The sequence below is a fragment of the Candidatus Thiopontia autotrophica genome, assembly GCA_014384675.1.
Lineage (GTDB): Bacteria > Pseudomonadota > Gammaproteobacteria.
Window position 1 is genome coordinate 44,745 of sequence record JACNFK010000020.1, and the last position, 18,496, is coordinate 63,240.

Annotated in this window: 17 protein-coding genes; 12 read left to right on the forward strand and 5 right to left on the reverse strand. The window is 49.5% G+C overall.

Annotated features, from left to right (window positions below; translation table 11 throughout):
* Positions 1-9 precede the first annotated feature (9 nt).
* From H8D24_02670 to mdh, 11 genes are read left to right on the forward strand one after another with little or no spacing between them, the layout of a single operon-like run.
* A complete protein-coding gene (locus H8D24_02670; GenBank protein MBC8519294.1) occupies positions 10-843 on the forward strand; it encodes an RnfABCDGE type electron transport complex subunit B in 834 nt (277 codons plus the stop codon).
* Positions 827-4,603 (forward strand): 4Fe-4S binding protein, encoded by a 3,777-nt coding sequence (locus tag H8D24_02675; protein ID MBC8519295.1) that lies wholly within the window; start codon positions 827-829, stop codon positions 4,601-4,603. Before H8D24_02670 ends, H8D24_02675 begins: the two co-directional genes overlap by 17 nt.
* Before the next feature lie 26 nt (positions 4,604-4,629).
* On the forward strand, positions 4,630-5,805 hold the full coding sequence (gene sucC, locus H8D24_02680; GenBank protein MBC8519296.1) for an ADP-forming succinate--CoA ligase subunit beta: 1,176 nt from the start codon (positions 4,630-4,632) through the stop codon (positions 5,803-5,805).
* A gap of 2 nt (positions 5,806-5,807) precedes the next feature.
* Positions 5,808-6,683, forward strand: a complete 876-nt coding sequence (gene sucD / locus H8D24_02685) for a succinate--CoA ligase subunit alpha (GenBank protein MBC8519297.1) — start codon at positions 5,808-5,810, stop codon at positions 6,681-6,683.
* A gap of 13 nt (positions 6,684-6,696) precedes the next feature.
* Entirely contained in the window at positions 6,697-8,046 is a 1,350-nt protein-coding gene (gene rsxC / locus H8D24_02690) for an electron transport complex subunit RsxC (GenBank protein MBC8519298.1), read from the forward strand.
* A complete protein-coding gene (locus H8D24_02695) occupies positions 8,043-9,059 on the forward strand; it encodes an RnfABCDGE type electron transport complex subunit D (GenBank protein ID MBC8519299.1) in 1,017 nt (338 codons plus the stop codon). Before rsxC ends, H8D24_02695 begins: the two co-directional genes overlap by 4 nt.
* Positions 9,056-9,691 (forward strand): FMN-binding protein, encoded by a 636-nt coding sequence (locus H8D24_02700; protein ID MBC8519300.1) that lies wholly within the window; start codon positions 9,056-9,058, stop codon positions 9,689-9,691. Before H8D24_02695 ends, H8D24_02700 begins: the two co-directional genes overlap by 4 nt.
* A gap of 2 nt (positions 9,692-9,693) precedes the next feature.
* Positions 9,694-10,347, forward strand: coding sequence for an electron transport complex subunit E (locus H8D24_02705; GenBank protein MBC8519301.1), 654 nt, complete (start codon positions 9,694-9,696; stop codon positions 10,345-10,347).
* Positions 10,344-10,937: an RnfABCDGE type electron transport complex subunit A gene (locus H8D24_02710; GenBank protein ID MBC8519302.1), complete on the forward strand. Its 594-nt coding sequence runs from the start codon at positions 10,344-10,346 to the stop codon at positions 10,935-10,937. Before H8D24_02705 ends, H8D24_02710 begins: the two co-directional genes overlap by 4 nt.
* Complete coding sequence (locus tag H8D24_02715; GenBank protein ID MBC8519303.1) at positions 10,934-11,125, forward strand: hypothetical protein; 192 nt, start codon at positions 10,934-10,936, stop codon at positions 11,123-11,125. The genes H8D24_02710 and H8D24_02715 overlap by 4 nt, the downstream gene beginning before the upstream one ends.
* Before the next feature lie 3 nt (positions 11,126-11,128).
* Complete coding sequence (mdh, locus tag H8D24_02720; protein MBC8519304.1) at positions 11,129-12,064, forward strand: malate dehydrogenase; 936 nt, start codon at positions 11,129-11,131, stop codon at positions 12,062-12,064.
* A gap of 16 nt (positions 12,065-12,080) precedes the next feature.
* On the opposite strand, the gene hemN is transcribed toward mdh, so the two are convergent.
* The 5 genes from hemN to mog form a co-directional block, all read right to left on the reverse strand.
* Positions 12,081-13,469, reverse strand: coding sequence for an oxygen-independent coproporphyrinogen III oxidase (hemN, locus tag H8D24_02725; protein ID MBC8519305.1), 1,389 nt, complete (start codon positions 13,467-13,469; stop codon positions 12,081-12,083).
* A gap of 36 nt (positions 13,470-13,505) precedes the next feature.
* Positions 13,506-14,465, reverse strand: a complete 960-nt coding sequence (gene prmB, locus H8D24_02730) for a 50S ribosomal protein L3 N(5)-glutamine methyltransferase (protein ID MBC8519306.1) — start codon at positions 14,463-14,465, stop codon at positions 13,506-13,508.
* A complete protein-coding gene (gene trxA, locus H8D24_02735) occupies positions 14,462-14,830 on the reverse strand; it encodes a thioredoxin (GenBank protein ID MBC8519307.1) in 369 nt (122 codons plus the stop codon). Before trxA ends, prmB begins: the two co-directional genes overlap by 4 nt.
* Before the next feature lie 115 nt (positions 14,831-14,945).
* Entirely contained in the window at positions 14,946-15,344 is a 399-nt protein-coding gene (locus H8D24_02740) for a hypothetical protein (GenBank protein ID MBC8519308.1), read from the reverse strand.
* Positions 15,345-15,360: 16 nt separating this feature from the next.
* On the reverse strand, positions 15,361-15,897 hold the full coding sequence (gene mog, locus H8D24_02745) for a molybdopterin adenylyltransferase (protein ID MBC8519309.1): 537 nt from the start codon (positions 15,895-15,897) through the stop codon (positions 15,361-15,363).
* 174 nt (positions 15,898-16,071) lie between these two features.
* Here mog and lon point away from each other — a divergent pair, with 174 nt between their 5' ends.
* On the forward strand, positions 16,072-18,486 hold the full coding sequence (lon, locus tag H8D24_02750) for an endopeptidase La (GenBank protein ID MBC8519310.1): 2,415 nt from the start codon (positions 16,072-16,074) through the stop codon (positions 18,484-18,486).
* Positions 18,487-18,496: the final 10 nt, after the last annotated feature.

Consider the following 18,496-nt stretch of genomic DNA (forward strand, 5'->3'; position numbering starts at 1 on the left):
CCAGCTATAATGATGGGAATAGGACTCTTTTTCGGGGTAATTCTTGCTGTTGCCTATCGTCTGCTAAAGGTAGACGAAGACCCCAGAATTGATGAGACAGAAGAGATGCTACCTGGCACCAACTGTGGTGCATGTGGTGTTCCTGGATGCCGTGCTTTTGCTGAAGAACTCATCAAAGGCAGTGTGGAACCAAGCCAATGTACGGTTGCCCCCAAGGATGAGATCGAGGAAATTGCCGAATTCCTGGGAGTTGATGCTGGCTCACAGATAAAACGGGTTGCCCGTCTTCATTGTGCTGGTGGCAAAGAGGAGGCCTGGCAGATTGCAGAGTACCAGGGATTTGATAGCTGCCGCGCTGCTGCTGTAGTCTCTGGAGGTGGCAAAGGGTGTTCATGGGGATGTCTGGGACTGGCAGACTGCGAGATCGCATGTGATTTTGATGCCATTCACATGAATGCCAATGGTCTCCCGGTTGTGGATCTGGATAAATGTACAGCCTGTGAGGATTGTGTAGTTGCATGTCCAAAGGATCTTTTCAAGATTCACCCGATTAATGAACACCTCCTGGTTCAATGCAGTGCCCCACTGGAGGGGGATGCGATTCTCTCACTATGTGGTACCGCCTGTGATGGCTGTGGACGTTGTGCAACAGATGCCAATCCTGGCTTGATAGAGATGGTGGATGGCCTGCCTGTTGTAGATTACAGTAGCATGGTGGAAGAGACACCAGAGGCCACCTATCGCTGCCCCACTGAAGCCATTATATGGATAGATGGTGGACAGTTTGACCGCAAAAACAGAAACCTGACCGAGGGTCAAAAACGTTATGCCCAGCTTCGCTGAAATCGCAAACCGCATCTACCGCAAAGTCATCGGAGCAGATAACACTCTGCAAACAGACAGTCACGGTATTACCACAACGCTAAATGGTAGTGTTGCGGTAGCTACAGTTGAGAGCATTCTATCGGAGGCTGCCGCATGTGGTGAGGCCTTCCCTCCTGAGAAAGGTTCCATTGCATGGCGTAACGAACAGCAGCGTCAACAGGTTAATCTTTTTGGAAAGCCACTCCTTAACATAGAGAGCGGAAGTGCTCGTGGTGCACTATCTGCGGCCATGGGGCTTGCGATGGCTGGCAAACGGGCCTCCTGCAGTCTATGGTCAAGTGACCTTGCCAATGCACAGGATCTTGTCAGACGTGCAGTTGGTCACCACTTGCCACTGGTTATCCATGCCACCAGCAAGGCACTTCCCCTGAATGGCGAAAGCCATGAAGATAGTGATGAAGGTATTCATCAACTCAGAGATAGTGGAGCATTTATTCTCTATGCACAGAATGTACAAGAGGCCATTGATTTCACCCTGATTGCCAGAGCAGTTGCTGAGAAGGCACTTGTTCCAGGTATAGTAATAATGGATGGTCACGAAACCGCGTCATCACCACAACAGATTGAACTGCCATCTCCAGAACTTATCGAAAACCTGGTTGGCAACTATGCTGATTCAATTCCGGTTGCAGAGCCAGCCCAGCAACTTGTATTTGGAGAAGAGCGCCGCCGGGTGCCAAATTGGTACAGTCTGGATAATCCAACACTACAGGGAAGCTATCGAGACCCATACAGTTTTGGGCTTGGCACCATCTCTCACACCAAGTTCTTTGGAGCACTGGTTCAGGAAATTTTGCAGGATACCTTCACCGGTTTCGCTCAACTAACAGGTAGAAATTACAGTGCTGTCACCTACCTCGGCAAGAAGAGAGCTAAAAAGATTATTGTTTGCTATGGATCAATAACAGGTCGTTGTAATAACATCTCCAACCAACTTAAAGAGATTGCTGTAGCTAGTATTCATCTGCTTGCACCATTTCCTGCCAAAACACTACATGAGACTCTACAGAACTGTAGTGAGGCTATAATCCTTGATCGCAGTGAATCACTGCTTGATGAAAAGCCTCAGTTGTATAGAGAAGTTTTGCCTCTGCTCTCACATAACTGTAAGGCAAACTCCGTCATCTATGGAGTTGGAGGACTTCCTGTTCACGACTCTGATCTGGTGGCAGCGTTTAAGGCTCCTCACCATGATGACGCTATAAGGGTTGGAGTTACCCCACTACCCAACAACAGCAATCCAAAACAGCAGGTCCTAACTGACCTGCTGGAGAGGAATTATCCTGAACTGGGGGAACTTGGCATTACTGGAGGGAGAGAGAACAACAGCCACCCCTCCACACCATCCAACTCACAGCATACCCCTATGGCAGTACGCCACCTGGGATCTGATCAAGATAGCGGATACCAGAACCTGTCACGATTCTGGGATCAGACCGGAGTTCTCTACCGGGACGGGATGGAGAGTAACCAGGGTATTGATCCATTCGCTGCAGTTGGTCACATTCCTCCGCTAACCTCAACATTTATCACTACTGGCTGCAACACTCTGCCTCTTCTCAATCCGGAGCAGTGCACAGGATGTGGCAAGTGTTGGAGTAACTGTCCTGACAGTGCAATTGTAGCTGTCTCCCTCTCTCCCACCCAACTTCTGGAGGCAGGTATAAAGATGGGAGGAGCAGATGCACTGCGCCCCCACCTATCCAAACTCGCCAAACAGATGAGCCTCACCATCAACAGCGGTGAAGCTAAAGAGCTTTTAGAAAAAAGCTGGGATGAGTTAATGACACACTCCCCCCTCCCGGATGAACGCAGAACCAGTGCGGAAGATGCCATATCACAGCTTGCATCCAACATTGGTGAGCTCCCTCTCATCCATACAGAACCTCTTTTCCACCACCCGGAACGGCTAAAAGCACAATCCGGGGAGCTGCTATCAATTGTAGTCAACCCTGACAGCTGCAAGGGATGTGGAATCTGTGCCGAACTTTGTAAAACAGAATCAGATACGCCTGCACTCACTATGCAGGAACAGAGTGATGAAGAGCTGGACCACGCCTATAAGAGCTGGAGAGTATGGGAGCAACTTCCAGACAGTAGCTCAACAACCATTATTGATTATGGTGCTCGTCCGGAAATCAGCACACTCAATGCAACCATGCTCTCTCGCCATGCATCTATGGCAATGGCTGGTGGTGACTCTGCAGAACCAGGTTCTGGTGAGAAAATTGCTATCAGACAACTGTTGGGGATAACCGAATATCATCAACAGCCAATGGTACACAGACTTCTGGAGAATATTGATGAGACTCATCAAAAGCTACTCTCCGGAATCCGGGAAAAACTGGCAGTAGCCTCTCATGCCGATGATCTCTCCTCGCTGGCAGAAGGTCTTGAGAGCGTATCCAGCAGGCAAATTGATCTGAGTGCATTGGCAGAAAAGACTGCCAATATTGAAAGTGATGGTGTAAATGCGGAAGAGCTGAAAGAGTGGATAAATCTGGCTGAGAGAATCCGCACAGAGAGAGAAAGGATTGCAAGCGGAGAACACTCTCTGGGACGCTCCCGCTATAGCATGGTATTTGCTCCTGGAACTGCAGCAGCCTGGGCGGGAACCTTTCCATCCAACCCATTCCAGGTCCCTGTAGTTATTGGATCTGCAGGAGAGGTCGGTGCCCTTGCATCCGGCCTGATAGAGGGTCAACTGGAACAGGCCACAGAGATTCATCGCATTTTGCGCAAAGCAAAACTACTACTGAAGAATGGCTCTCTTGCAGAACGCAAGGCCACAGAACAGCTTGTCTGGGGGGATTTAAGCAGAGATGAACTACAGCAATCGCCTCCTCTATTGCTAATTGGCAATGACACCACGCTGGGTGCAGAATCTGCAGGGGAACTTATCTGGTTACTTAACAGCAGACTCCCCATAAAGGTTATTGTGCTGGCAGAAATGGATCTTGGGTTTAGTGACACCCACTCCGATGCCCGCTCGGAGCTTGCTCTGACTGCCCTCTCCCAACGCAATGCTTACGTTGCACAGAGCTCAATCGCCGCCCCTGACCATCTAAATAGAGTGGTACGTGAATCACTGCGTCATTCTGGACCTGCCCTGCTAAGAATTTATGTGCCCAGCCCACAACGCCATGGATTTAATCCCGAGGCGACAATCAGACAGGCTGAATTGGCCCTCAACGGACATGCCACTCCTCTATTTAGCTACAACCCGACTGCTGACGGAGTCTTTGGAACACGCATTAGCCTGGAAGGAAATCCAACCGAGAGCAGATCAATTGCAGAGTGGGCAATCAGCGAAGAACGTTTCTCGGGACAGTTCACCAGCCTCTCCAATGGACAGAAGAGCAAAGCTGTAGAGCTTGAGGAGTGGCTCAAGCTTGATACCAGGGCCCAGAACAACAAGATTCCTGTTTTCGAAGAACATGCAATCAATCCCGGTTTTGCCAGTCGTCTGGGGCAACTGCTTGAGCAGTGGCAGATGCTCCAGGAGCTCGCCGGAATCGTTACTCCGTTTACTGAACAGGTTAAGAGAGAGGCAGAGAGCAATATCTCTGCCGACCATCAAAGAGAGATTGATGAACTGAACAGAGAGCACCAAGAGGAGCTCCAGACACTAAGAAACCGGCTGGAGTCCGAGATTACCCAACGCATAACTGATCAACTGGTTGCACTAACTGACAGCCAGTCTGATCCAGACCAATAAATTAGCAATTACAAGGAACGTAATTAATGAACCTTCACGAATATCAATCCAAAGAGCTTTTTGAACAGGTTGGGATCCCCGTACCTGCTGGAGTAACCATCGAACGTCTTGGTGAGGTAGCGCAGGCTGCCAACGATATTGGTGGCGAGGCCTGGGTTGCCAAGGCGCAAGTCCATGCTGGTGGGCGCGGCAAGGCTGGAGGCGTAAAAATAGCAAAGAGCATTGATGAACTTTCTACCTTCAGTGATGAGATGCTGGGTAGCACCCTAACCACCCCTCAGACCCATGGTCGTGGCCTGCCTATCCAGAAGGTATTAATTGAACAGACACTGGATATCAGTAGAGAGTTATACCTTGGCGCACTGGTTGATCGCGATCGCGAACAGATTGTCTATATGGTATCTGCGGCTGGTGGAATGGATATCGAACAGGTTGCTGCCGAAACTCCCGAGAAGATACTTACAGTACATGCCCATAGTGCTGCTGGTCTGCAGCCATACCAATGCCGCCAACTGGCATTTGGGCTGGAGCTGGAGGGCAAACAGATTGGGATGTTGACCAAAATTGTTAGCGGTCTGCACCGTCTATTTACTCACAACGACTTTAGTCTGGTAGAGATTAACCCTCTTATAGTAACTGGTGATGGAGATCTTCTGGCGCTTGATGCCAAGATCAACCTGGATGATAACGCTCTCTATCGCCACCCGAAACTACAGGAACTACATGATCCGTCACAGGAAGATAGGACTGAACTCGAAGCAAGCAAACACGACCTGAACTATATAACTCTGGACGGCAATATTGGCTGCATGGTCAATGGTGCCGGTCTCGCTATGGCTACAATGGATCTGATCAAGCTCCATGGCGGAGACCCTGCAAACTTTCTTGATGTCGGTGGCGGTACAACTGCAGAACGGGTAGCCGCTGCATTCAAGCTGATCCTCAGTGACGCCAAGGTAGAGGCCATTCTGGTAAATATCTTCGGTGGCATCGTGCGCTGTGATCTGATTGCCGAGGGAATAATCTCGGCTGTGAAGGAGGTTGGTATAGAGATCCCGGTAATTGTTCGTCTGGAGGGAACCAACGCTCCGCAAGGGATGGATCTCCTGAAAAACAGTGGACTCAACATTGATGTTGAAGAGACCCTTACAGGGGCTGCCAAGAAGGCAGTCTCTTCAACCAATAGCCAGGAGGGAGAGTAGAGATGAGCATTTTAATTAACAACGATACTCGTGTCATCGTCCAGGGCTTCACAGGCAAACAGGGCACATTCCACGCAGAGCAGTCAATTGCCTACGGAACAAATATTGTTGGAGGAGTAACCCCGGGGAAAGGTGGCCAGAGCCATCTTGACCGCCCTGTATTCAACACTGTAAAAGATGCTGTAGACGCTACCGGTGCTGATGCCAGCATGATCTATGTTCCTGCCGCCTTTGCGGCGGACGCAATCTTTGAGGCTGCTGCCGGTGGTATCAAGACGATCGTATGCATTACCGAGGGCATTCCTGTTCAGGACATGATCAAGGTAAAGGCATTCCTGAAAGACTTTCCAGACACCCGCCTTATCGGACCCAACTGTCCAGGCATCATCACCCCCGGAGCCTGCAAGATTGGAATCATGCCTGGCAATATTCACCAGGAGGGGGCAATTGGCATAGTCTCCCGTTCTGGCACCCTCACCTATGAAGCGGTCTTCCAGACCACCAATGAGGGTCTTGGACAGAGTACCTGTATCGGTATTGGAGGAGATCCAATCCATGGCATGAATTTTATCGACTGTCTGGAGCTGTTCCAGCAGGATGAACAGACCAGGGGAATTGTACTGGTTGGTGAGATTGGTGGCAGCAAAGAGGAGGAGGCCGCAGAGTATATTCGCCAGAATGTAACAAAGCCGGTAGTAGCATATATTGCCGGAGTGACCGCACCTCCAGGACGCAGAATGGGTCATGCAGGTGCAATCATCTCTGGTGGCAAGGGAACAGCGGAAGACAAGATAAGCGCCCTTGAGGCAGCCGGGGTCACAGTCTCCCGCTCTCCTGCCGAGATCGGAAAACATATGGCTGCATTACTGAACAGTTAACCATTAATAGTTTATGGGTCTCCTTTCACTTTTCAGACAGAGCTTTGCACACGGTGTACACCCTGCCCACAACAAGGGGCAGACTGCAGACCTTGCAATTCAGCGGGTACCTTTTGGTCACCGTTATGTAATGCCGCTGGGGCAACATATAGGTGCGCCAGCCATAGCTGTTGTAAAAAAAGGTCAGAGCGTGAAACGTGGAGAGATGATTGCCAAACCGGGAGGCTTCATATCTACCGCTCTACACAGCCCAGTCACCGGCACAGTAAGTGAAATAAGCCCTCAACGCACACTGGATGGATCATTTAAACCAGCCATTGTCATCGAGGCTGATCCATTTTCCACCCAGAGGGTAGAGACCACCCCTCCCCCATCCTGGGAGACCATCTCTCTGGATGATTTTATTGAACTTGTACAGCAGGCAGGAGTAGTTGGAATGGGTGGTGCAGCATTCCCCAGCCATGTTAAATACTCGATTCCAGACGGCATCGTGATTGATGATCTGCTGATCAATGGTGCAGAGTGTGAGCCGTTCCTTACCAACGATCATCGCTTAATGGTTGAGCAGCCAGAAAAAGTTATTAACGGAACCGAAATCCTGCGCCAAAAACTTGGGGCCAAGAGAGCCAATATTGGCGTAGAGAAAAATAAGCCAGAGGCGATTGTAAATCTCCAAAAAGCTCTTGATAAAAACCCGGAACTGCCAATAACCATAACCCCTCTGGAGGTGAAGTATCCCCAGGGTGCAGAGAAGATGTTGATTCAATCTGTCTACCACAAAGAGGTTCCTGCCGGTCAACTACCGAGAGATATCGGGGTTGCTGTCAACAACAGCGGCACCGTTGTAGCGATTGCTGACCTCTTTGCAACCGGATCCCCACTTATTGAACGGGTGGTCACAGTCTCTGGCCCTGGCATTGATCAACCAGCAAATCTTCTGGTTCCACTTGGTACTCCAGTCAGGGATGTATTGAAATTCTGTGGTGGGCTCAATGACAAAACTCGAGAGGTAATAATGGGTGGTCCCATGATGGGATTTCCTATAGCCAGTCTGGATGTTCCCATTCTAAAGGGAAGCTCAGCCATTCTTGCATTTACCGAGCAAGAGACAGCCAGACCCCATGAGTACCCATGCATTAGATGTGGGCGCTGCCTGGAGGCATGCCCATACTTTCTCAATCCATCACGGCTGGCACTGTTAAGTCGCAACAGACGTTATGAAGAGACTATTGATTACCATGTAATGGATTGTGTTGAGTGCGGTGCATGCAGCTTTGCATGCCCATCCAATATCCCGATTGTGCAGTTGATTAGAACAGCCAAAGACAATATGCGCCAGCACCCTGTCGAGGAGGCAGCATGAACAGGGATGACCCGAATCTTCTGCTGCAGCCATCACCTCTGGTAAAACAGGGGCTGACTGTACCGACTGCAATGCGTGACGTGTTGTTGGCACTTATGCCTGCACTATTTGCAGGGATCTGGTTCTTTGGCCTGAGTGCACTGCTGGTGGTTACTGCGACCACTCTTGGTGCCTTGATGACAGAGTGGGTTTTTACCTCCAGAGAGAGCCGCTCCATTACGCTTGGTGATGGCAGTGCACTACTTACTGGAATATTACTGGGTATGACCCTACCACCTGCTCTTCCGCTGTGGATGGCGTGGCTGGGAGGAGTAGTTGCTATTGGGCTCGGCAAGATAATCTGGGGAGGTCTTGGTAATAATCTATTCAACCCTGCCATTGTGGGTCGTGCCTTTCTGCTTGGAACATTTCCAATAGCAATGACGACATGGCATATCGCTGCGGGGCCTGACAGTTTCTTCAGCCTACACCCAAGCACCCTTGCCATGCCATTCATGCAGTCTCCCCCCATGGATGGCATGAGTGCCGCAACCCCACTTGGCCTGATGAAGTTTGAGCAGATTGATACCCCAATATTCTCCCTGATGTTTGGCAACACCTCTGGCTCACTTGGAGAGACCAGTGGCCTGCTACTGATGGTTGGAGGACTATACCTGCTGTTACGTCGTGCGCTGGAGTGGAGAATACCACTGGCAATCTTTCTCTCTGTAGGGGTCTTTACCCTACTGTTACAGGCAATCGATCCAGCCCGTTTCCCAGATATCCATTTCACCCTCTTCTCTGGCGGAATGATGCTTGGTGCAATCTACATGGCAACCGACCCTGTCACCTCACCTGTCACTACAAAAGGGGCATGGATATTTGGTTGCGGAGTTGGATTCCTGGTAGTGCTAATTCGTAACTTTGGTGGGCTACCAGAGGGGATACTATATGCCATTCTCTTTATGAATGCCGCCACCCCACTGATTAACCGTTATACCCAACCCAGAGTCTTTGGCCGGAGCAGGAAATGAGTGACGAACCCACCTCCACCCGCCTGATCTCCACACTGGCAATAGCTGGGCTAATTTCAGGCGTGGCAATTGTTGCCATCTATGAGGCTACTCTGCAGACAATTACCGACAATAAAGCCAGAGAGTTGAGAGAGGCTGTATTCAAGGTGTTGCCAGGGGTAAGTGAGATGAAAAAGTTTCAGCTAGATGCAGACGGCCTGCGTTTCCGTACAGAAAAAGGTAAAGATGAAAACACCCTTTACGGTGGATATAACCAGCATGGAGAGTTCGTCGGTTATGCCCTCCCCAGTGCCGGTCCGGGGTTTCAGGACACTATCGGGATACTGTATGGATATATTCCAGAGTCACGTAAAGTAGTAGGTATGGAGATTCTGGAGAGCCGTGAGACTCCAGGGCTTGGAGACAAAATATACAAGGACCTCTCATTTGTATCCAATTTTGATAATCTTGCTATTGATCCAGAAATAGTTACCGTGAAAAAAGGGATGAAGAACGCTCCCAATGAAGTTGATGCCATTACAGGTGCAACCATCTCAGCAAAAGCTGTGGTTCGTATTATCAACGAGGGTAATGAGCGCTGGTTAAACAGGCTTCCTACCCACGGCATTCCACTACATGAGGGAGCCAGATAGTCATGGCAAAAACACCTGAAAGCGCGTACCAGGAGATGCTCAAGGGGATCTGGAGAGACAACCCTGTCTTTGTCCAGGTACTCGGAATGTGCCCCATGCTGGCGGTCACCAACTCTGCTGTCAATGCATTGGCGATGGGGCTAGCCACATTCTTTGTGCTGGTAGGCTCCAGCCTGCTGGTCTCACTAATGCGCAAGTGGATTCCCAAACAGGTTCGTATCTCCAGCTACATCATCATTATCGCCACCTTTGTAACCATCATCGACTATACCCTGCTGGCAATCTTTCCCAAGATCCACAAAGAGCTAGGAGCGTTCATCCCGCTGATTACCGCAAACTGCCTGATCCTGGGGCGCCAGGAGGCCTTCGCCTCACGCAACAGTGTCCGCTTTGCGGTAATGGATGCGGTGGGTATGGCGGGAGGATTCCTCTTCGCCCTGCTGGCACTTGGTGGGGTGCGCGAGATTCTCGGTGAGGGGGCACTGTTTGGGGTCTCACTCTTCGGACCCAACTTTGAACCATGGATAATCATGATCCTGCCACCTGGCGGCTTCCTTACCCTGGGGCTGATTCTGCTCTTCTTCAACTGGGTCACAGAGAAGCGCAGAGAGGCACAGATGCGTATGCTGCAACCGGCTGAGGAGAGAGCGTCATGATGACAGATGCCGCCTTCCAGCACTTCCTCTGGATTTTCGTCAGTGCTCTGTTGGTAAACAACTTTGTGCTGGCATACTTTCTTGGGCTCTGCCCATTCCTGGGTGTCTCCGGAAAGCTCGAAACCTCATTCAGGCTTGGGCTTGCCACCACCTTTGTACTGATTATCACCGCCATCTGTGCCTGGATACTCAACACCTACGTACTTCCCCATGCACCATACCTGCGACTGATCAGCTTTATTGTGGTGATTGCCAGCGTAGTACAATTTATCGAGATGCTGATCAAAAAGCTCAGCCCCTCTCTATTCCGCTCACTTGGAATCTTCCTGCCGCTGATCACCACCAACTGCGCCATCCTGGGGCTTGCCATATTTGCCACCAACCGTGAATATGGGTTTGCTGAAAGCATTATCTTCGCCCTTGGTGCCGGAGGCGGATTCACCCTGGCACTGCTGCTTATGGCCGGACTTCGTGAGGAGAGTGAACTATCCGATGTTCCAACCCTGATACGTGGCACTGCATTTAATCTGATTATTGCAGGCATCCTCTCCATGGCCTTTATGGGCTTTGCCGGACTCTTCTCGTCATGACGGGATATATCATCTCTATCCTTGCATTGATCGCCCTGCTAGTTGGCTGGGTGCTGTTTCAGGAGTGGCTGAAGAAGAGGGATCCCCAACAGTTTGGATATAAACCAGGATGTGACGCCTGTGCCAGCAAGGATAACTGCTCTGCCCAGAAACCAGACAACACAATAAAATTTACAACACCTAAATAGACTATGAGTTTACAGACCAGAAAAATTGCCCTCGTTGGTGGTGGCCAGATAGGCACAGCACTAGCCCTTATGATCACCCAGAAAGATCATGCCGAAGTAGTCATTGTTGATCTGCCAGAAGCAGTCGACCCTATCAAGGGCAAGGCACTTGATATCATGGCACTACGCCCCCACGCCGGTGTTGATGTAGAGATTACTGCAACCAGTGACTACAGCAAGATAGCGGATGCCGAGGTTGTGATCGTAACAGCAGGTATTCCACGCAAAGCTGGCATGAGTCGTAACGACCTGCTGGAGATAAATCTTGGGGTTATCGAATCCGTCGCCAAAGAGGTTGCCACTCACGCCCCCAATGCGTTTGTTGTCCTGTCAACAAACCCTGTAGATACCATGTGTCAGGCCTTCCAGCGCCACTCTGGTTTTCCTAAAAATCGTGTAATCGGCCTCTCTGGTGCTCTGGACAGCGGACGCTTTCGTCTGTTTATCGCCATGGAGACCGGCTTCTCTGCCAAGGATGTCTCCTGCATGGTAATGGGTGGGCATGGCCCATCAATGATCCCCCTGACCAGAACTGCAACTGTTGGCGGCATCCCCATCCAGACCCTGCTATCAGATGAGAAGATCGAGGAGATTGTCGAACGTACCCGTCACGCCGGAACCGAGATTGTTCAACTTATGGGGCAAGGCAGCGCCTACATAAGCCCTGCCTCTGCAATTATGGAGATGGTTGAGGCCTACCTGTACAACAAGAAGAGACTTATTGCATCCTCTGTGCGTTGTGATGGAGAGTATGGGATCAATGACTGCTTCATAGGTGTGCCTTGTGTGATCGGCGCTGGTGGTGTGGAAAAGATAGTAGAGATGGAGCTGACTGCTAGTGAACAGTCCCAGCTCAAAACCAACTACCAATCACTACTGGAAAACATAAAACAGATCTGAACGAAAAATTGACCTATCAAATAACCTTTGAGAAGTGTTGTGCCTTTTTCTCACGTAGATAGCGGTCAAATACCATACATACGTTACGGATCAACAACCGTCCTGCAGTAGCCACGGTAACACCATCACTGTCCATGGTTAGCAGTCCATCTGTCTCCATATCCTTGAGCTCTTCAAGTTCTATCTGGAAGTAGTTACTGAAGTTGATGTTATGGCGCTCTTCGATTGCACTGTAGCCAAGACGGAAGTTGCAGATAAGTTCGGTGATTACATCTCTGCGTAGCAGATCATCGGCATCCAGCTCTACCCCACGGAAAATTGGAAGTTGGCCGGCATCTATTGCTGCATAGTAATCATCTGACTCTTTCAGGTTCTGTGAGTATGTATTACCCACCACCCCAATTGAGGTTACTCCCAGACCAATAAGATCGCAGTCACGGTGGGTAGAGTAGCCCTGGAAGTTTCTATAGAGTGTACCTTCACGTTGGGCCACAGCCAGTTCGTCATCAGGAAGTGCGAAGTGATCCATTCCAATGTATAGATATCCTGCCTCGGATAGCTGTTGGTTGGTACGTTGAAGAATTTCCAGTTTTTGATCAGGCGTTGGAAGGTCTGCCTCATTGATACGGCGCTGTGGTTTAAATATCTCGGGGAGATGAGCATAATTAAATACCGACAGCCTGTCTGGTCTAACCTCCAGCACCTTGTCCACTGTTTTCTGGAAGCTATCTGCAGTCTGATGTGGCAGACCATAGATAAGATCAATACTGATCGATTTGAAACCGGTATCACGAGCCGCATTCAATACCGCAAACGTCTCTTCCTCTGACTGGATGCGGTTTACTGCTTTCTGTACCACAGGATCAAAATCCTGCAGACCCAGACTCATGCGGTTGAAGCCCTGCTCTCGCAGTAGCGCAATGGTCTCTGCTGTCGCCTCACGGGGATCGATCTCGATTGAGTACTCACCTTCATCATCGTCACGCAGATTGAAGTTTGCCCGAGTTGCATCCATCAACCGGAGAATCTCTTCATGGTTGAGGAAGGTTGGGGTACCACCGCCCCAGTGCAGCTGGTCAACAACTCTTGAGCTATCAAACTGCTCACCCTGAAGCTCCAGTTCACGAATTATCCTGTCCAGATATGGAGGTGACTTGGCTCTATCCTTGGTTGCAATCTTGTTGCAGCCACAATAGAAACATACAGTGTCGCAAAACGGTATGTGGAAATAGAGTGACAGAGGACGCAGTGGATCTTCCTGGTTGGTACGAGATGCCGCTGCTTTATAGGATTCCCTGTCAAATCCCTCATGAAACTGAACCGCCGTTGGGTATGATGTATAACGTGGACCCGCCTTGTCATAACGGCGAATCAAATCCATATCGAATGTTAGTATCTGTTCCATATAATTATCTTCCTCCCGTCTCTACGACTGTAGCACTCATGGTACCGCTCGCCGCTCAAATTCCTTGCGAAATAGTGGCCGGTATCTATCCAGCAAATCATGGCCGATCACAAATACCCCATGCCCACCACGTTCAAAATCTATCCAGCTCCACGGGACTTCTGGAAACAGTTGTTCCAGAGCCAATGCACTATTCCCTACCTCACAAACCAGTGCGCCATTCTCTTCCAGATGGGCTGAGGATTCCAGTAGAATCTGAACCACAATATCGAGTCCATCCTCACCAGCCTCCAACCCCATACGGGGCTCGGCATGAAACTCTGCCGGCATTGAATCCAGATCCAACTTGTCCACATACGGTGGATTGGTAACGATCAGATCATACCTCTTTCCATCAAGCTCAGAGAATAGATCTGAACGGATCAGATTAACCTGATCCTCTAACCCATGTTGCTCAACATTTATCTCTGCAACCTTCAGAGCATCCTCGGAAAGATCTACGGCATCTATAGTTGCCTCTGGAAACTCATAAGCACAAGCTATTGCAATACAAGCACTTCCAGCACCAATCTCAAGTATATGATCCGGTACTTCCGGATTTATCCAGGGTGAAAACTGCTGCTCTATCAGCTCAGCAACCGGCGATCTTGGGACCAGAACACGCTCATCTACATAGAACTGTAGCCCTGCAAACATTGCCCTATTGGTCAGATATGGGAGCGGCACCCTATCCTCGACTCTTCTCGCAAAAAGCTTGACCAAGTGCTGTCGCTCAGTCTGCAGCAGGTTCCCCTCAAGCAGAAGGTCAGGACAGTCAGATGGTAAATGCAGGCCGTTTAAAACCAGCTGAACAGACTCATCTACAGCATTATCTGTGCCGTGCCCAAAGTAGATCTGATCCTGCTGTTCAGCCTCCCCCATTAAAGAAGCACCCCAACGGATAAAATCCCTTGGGGTGATCAAATTCTCTTCAGCTGTAGCTCTATCTATAATCAGGCCTTGGACTCCTTCTCTTCGATCTGCTTGCGCACTTCTGCCATATCAAGCTCTTGTGCTTTTGCCACCAGATCCTTGAGTCCTTCTGCTGGAACCATTCCTGGCTGAGAGAAGATAACAATCTGCTCACGAAAAATCATAAGGGTCGGGATAGAGCGAATCTGAAAATGGGATGCAAGATCATGATGCTCTTCTGTATTAACCTTTGCAAAGACCACATCCTCGATCTCTTCCGAGACCTTCTCATAGATTGGCGCAAAGTTTTTACACGGACCACACCAGGGCGCCCAAAAATCAACAACTACAATATCATTTCCATTAACAGTCTCTTCAAAAGAGGTCCCATCAAGCTCAACAGTACTCATAACAAACTCTTCCTTGTATTAACCAATCATCCAATATTCTGTAACTTCGCACAGTATTCTAACATCCCTGAAACCAACAATCCTGCAACATTAGCAAACCTCCTGAAGAGACTGTTCAGAAGCTTTTATCCTCCCCCTTATCCTTATCCTTATTCTGCTCAACATCAGACTCTGACTCAAACGAGGATGGCAGCATCCTCCAAGGAACAACTTTAGCTACCAGTGGCAACAGAAGTGCGCCTCCAGGCAGCATAAAAATACCGAAAGCTGGAACCGTTCTAGCCAGATCCTTTGCCTGCTCAAGCGCCTCTTGACGCTCCTCTGCCGTCGTATCCTGTCCTAGTGAAATTTTACGCAGTGTGGTCAACATAACCCCGGTCTGCTGTATCTCCATCCATGTTTTCAGGCTTATGTCTCTAAATACCCTGCCAATCAGCTCCGGATCACTAACTTTATCTGTAGTTATCCGCAGAATCTCACGGGTTCTGGTAACTATCTTGATTTCACTTAACAAAAGTTATTGCCCCGATCTATTTGCCTTTGGGCCGAAAAACCTTAACCACATCAGGATGAGCCTCCAGGCGTGGTCCCTCAATCAGATCCACACAGTATGGGATTGCAGGAAAAAGCTCATCCAGAGTCTCTGCAATGGCAGACGGTTTTCCCGGTAGGTTTACAATAAGGGCCTTGCCACAGATGCCTGCAGTCTGACGGGAGAGTATCGCAGTTGGTACATACTTCAATGATATTTGACGCATCAATTCACCAAAGCCTGGCATCATGCGATCACATACAGCTTCTGTCGCCTCAGGGGTAACGTCTCGTGGCGCAGGACCTGTGCCACCTGTGGTTACGATAAGGCAACACCCCTCTTCATCCGAGAGCGCGCGCAGGGTCTCTTCAATAATTGGCTGTTCATCAGGGATAACTCTGGCAACTGGATGCCACGATGAAGATATGGCCTTCTCAAACCACCCCTGCAGGGCAGGACCGCCAAGGTCCTCATACTCTCCTCGACTGGCACGATCGGACACCGTTACAATTCCAATTTTTGCGATCTCATCCATTGATCTGGACTCCTCAGTGGTTAAATTTAGTGAAGGCATTCTATAACAAAAAAACCGCATCACCCACCTTGAAAAAAGAATAATCATCCCCACATCAGTCCTTTCCAAAAATTGTAGAGTCAGGGAAAATACCCTCCCTGAAAACAGATACAACAACAGATAAACAGAGAAAACATGAGCAATAAATTTGACGAGGGCATGGAGACAATTAATGGTGAGGTAGAGGTTGAGATTGAGCTCTCCCCATCATCTGAACTTGCGCTTCCATCTGAAAATCTGCCAACACAGATCTATCTTCTCCCTCTATCTGAACGCCCCTTCTTCCCGGCCCAGACTCAACCTCTCTTGATGAATGGCAAACCATGGATGGATACCGTTCAGAAAATTGGTGATACCAACGAACATATGGTTGGCCTGTTCATGACTCAGCCACATGAATCTGATTTTGCCTCTCCAGAAGACTATTTTGAGATTGGTACTGTCGCCCGTATGCACCACCCCATGAAGCAGGAGGGGAAAATTCAGTTTATTGCAGAGGGTGTACAGCGTGCCAGAATCGTACGCTGGCTATCAGATACTCCGCCCTACAGGGTTGAGGTTGAGTATCCCAAACCAATTCAGCCAAAGAACAAGGATGAGGCCAAGGCATTTGCCATGGCAATCATCAATATTCTGCGAGAACTTATTCCACTCAACCCTCTATATGGCGAAGAGTTGCGATTCTTTCTCGACAGATTCAGCCCTAATGAACCATCCGCACTGACCGACTTTGCCGCCAGCCTGACCACAGCAACATCCGATGAGCTGCAAAAGGTATTGGATACATTGAACATTCGTCGCCGCATGCAGAATGTACTATCTCTGCTAAAGAACGACCTGAAAGTTGCAAAGCTACAGACCAAGATACGTGACAGTGTTGATGACAAGATGGATGAACAGCAGCGCAAGTTCTTCCTCAAAGAGCAGTTAAAGGCAATTCAGAAAGAGCTTGGTATTGCCAAGGATGACCGTACTGCAGACTATGACAGATTTATGGAACGCATGGAAAAGCTGACCATCCCCGAGGCATCAATGAAAAAGATTGATGAGGAGATGGAAAAACTGAGCATGCTGGAGACTGGATCCCCCGAATATGCAGTGACCCGCAACTATCTGGATCAGATCATCTCACTACCATGGGGGATCCACTCAAAGGATAAACTTGACCTGCGACGTGCGCGCAAGATCCTTGACCGTGACCATGACAGCCTGGAGGATGTAAAAGATCGTATGATCGAGTTTCTTGCTGTAGGCAAGCTAAGGGGTGAGATCAATGGCTCTATTCTGCTGCTGGTTGGCCCTCCTGGTGTCGGCAAGACCTCGATTGGAAAATCTGTCGCTGATGCGCTGGGACGAAAATTCTACCGTCTCTCCGTTGGCGGCATGAGGGATGAGGCAGAGATCAAGGGACATCGCCGCACCTATATTGGAGCCATGCCTGGAAAGTTTATCCAGGCGATCCGTGAGACAGGGACCCAGAACCCTATCATTATGCTGGATGAGATAGACAAGATCGGTGCCTCCTACCATGGAGACCCCGCATCCGCCCTGTTGGAGGTGCTCGATCCGGAACAGAATGTGGAGTTCCTTGATCACTATCTTGATACCAGATTTGACCTCTCCAAGGTGCTCTTTATCTGTACCGCCAACCAGCTGGACACTATCCCTGGACCGCTGCTGGATCGTATGGAGACCATTAGACTTTCGGGATACATCACCCAGGAGAAGGTGGAGATTGCAAAGCACCATCTGTGGCCACGACAGATAGAACGTAGCGGCCTCAAACCAAGTGATATCAGGATAAGTGATGCTGCGCTGCGCACAGTAATAGATGGCTATGCTCGCGAATCCGGAGTAAGAAATCTTGAGAAGCAGCTGGGGCGCATTATCCGCAAGATCGCAGTAAAAATAGTCAAAGGAAAAAAGGGGCCTTTCAAAGTAAATATCAAGAATGTGGTCGAGTACCTTGATCAACCAATATTCCAGAGTGAAAAACCATACCGGGGAGTTGGTGTTGTGACTGGGCTTGCCTGGACTGTTATGGGTGGTGAGACCCTGACAATTGAGGCCTCCAAGATTCATACAGACAATCGCGGCTTCAAACTTACCGGGCAACTTGGGGATGTAATGCAGGAGTCAGCCTCAATTGCCTACAGCTACATCACATCGCATCTGAAAAAATACGGTGCCAATGCTGGCTTCTTTGATAAGGCACATGTCCATCTTCATGTTCCTGCTGGTGCCACCCCCAAGGATGGGCCCAGTGCAGGCATAACCATGGGTATCGCTCTGTTATCTCTGGCGCGCGGAAGAAAGATAAACCGCCCGCTGGCAATGACAGGTGAGATGACCCTTACCGGACGAGTCCTACCAATTGGAGGAGTAAGAGAAAAGACAATTGCTGCCCGCCGTCAGAATATCAAAGAGCTGATCTTCCCTGCTGAAAACAAAAATGATTTTGAGGAGCTGCCAGACTATATCCGTGAAGGGATCAACCCACACTTTGTTGCCCATTTTGATGAGGTTGCAGAGATCGTATTCCCCTCCTGAACAGATCGAC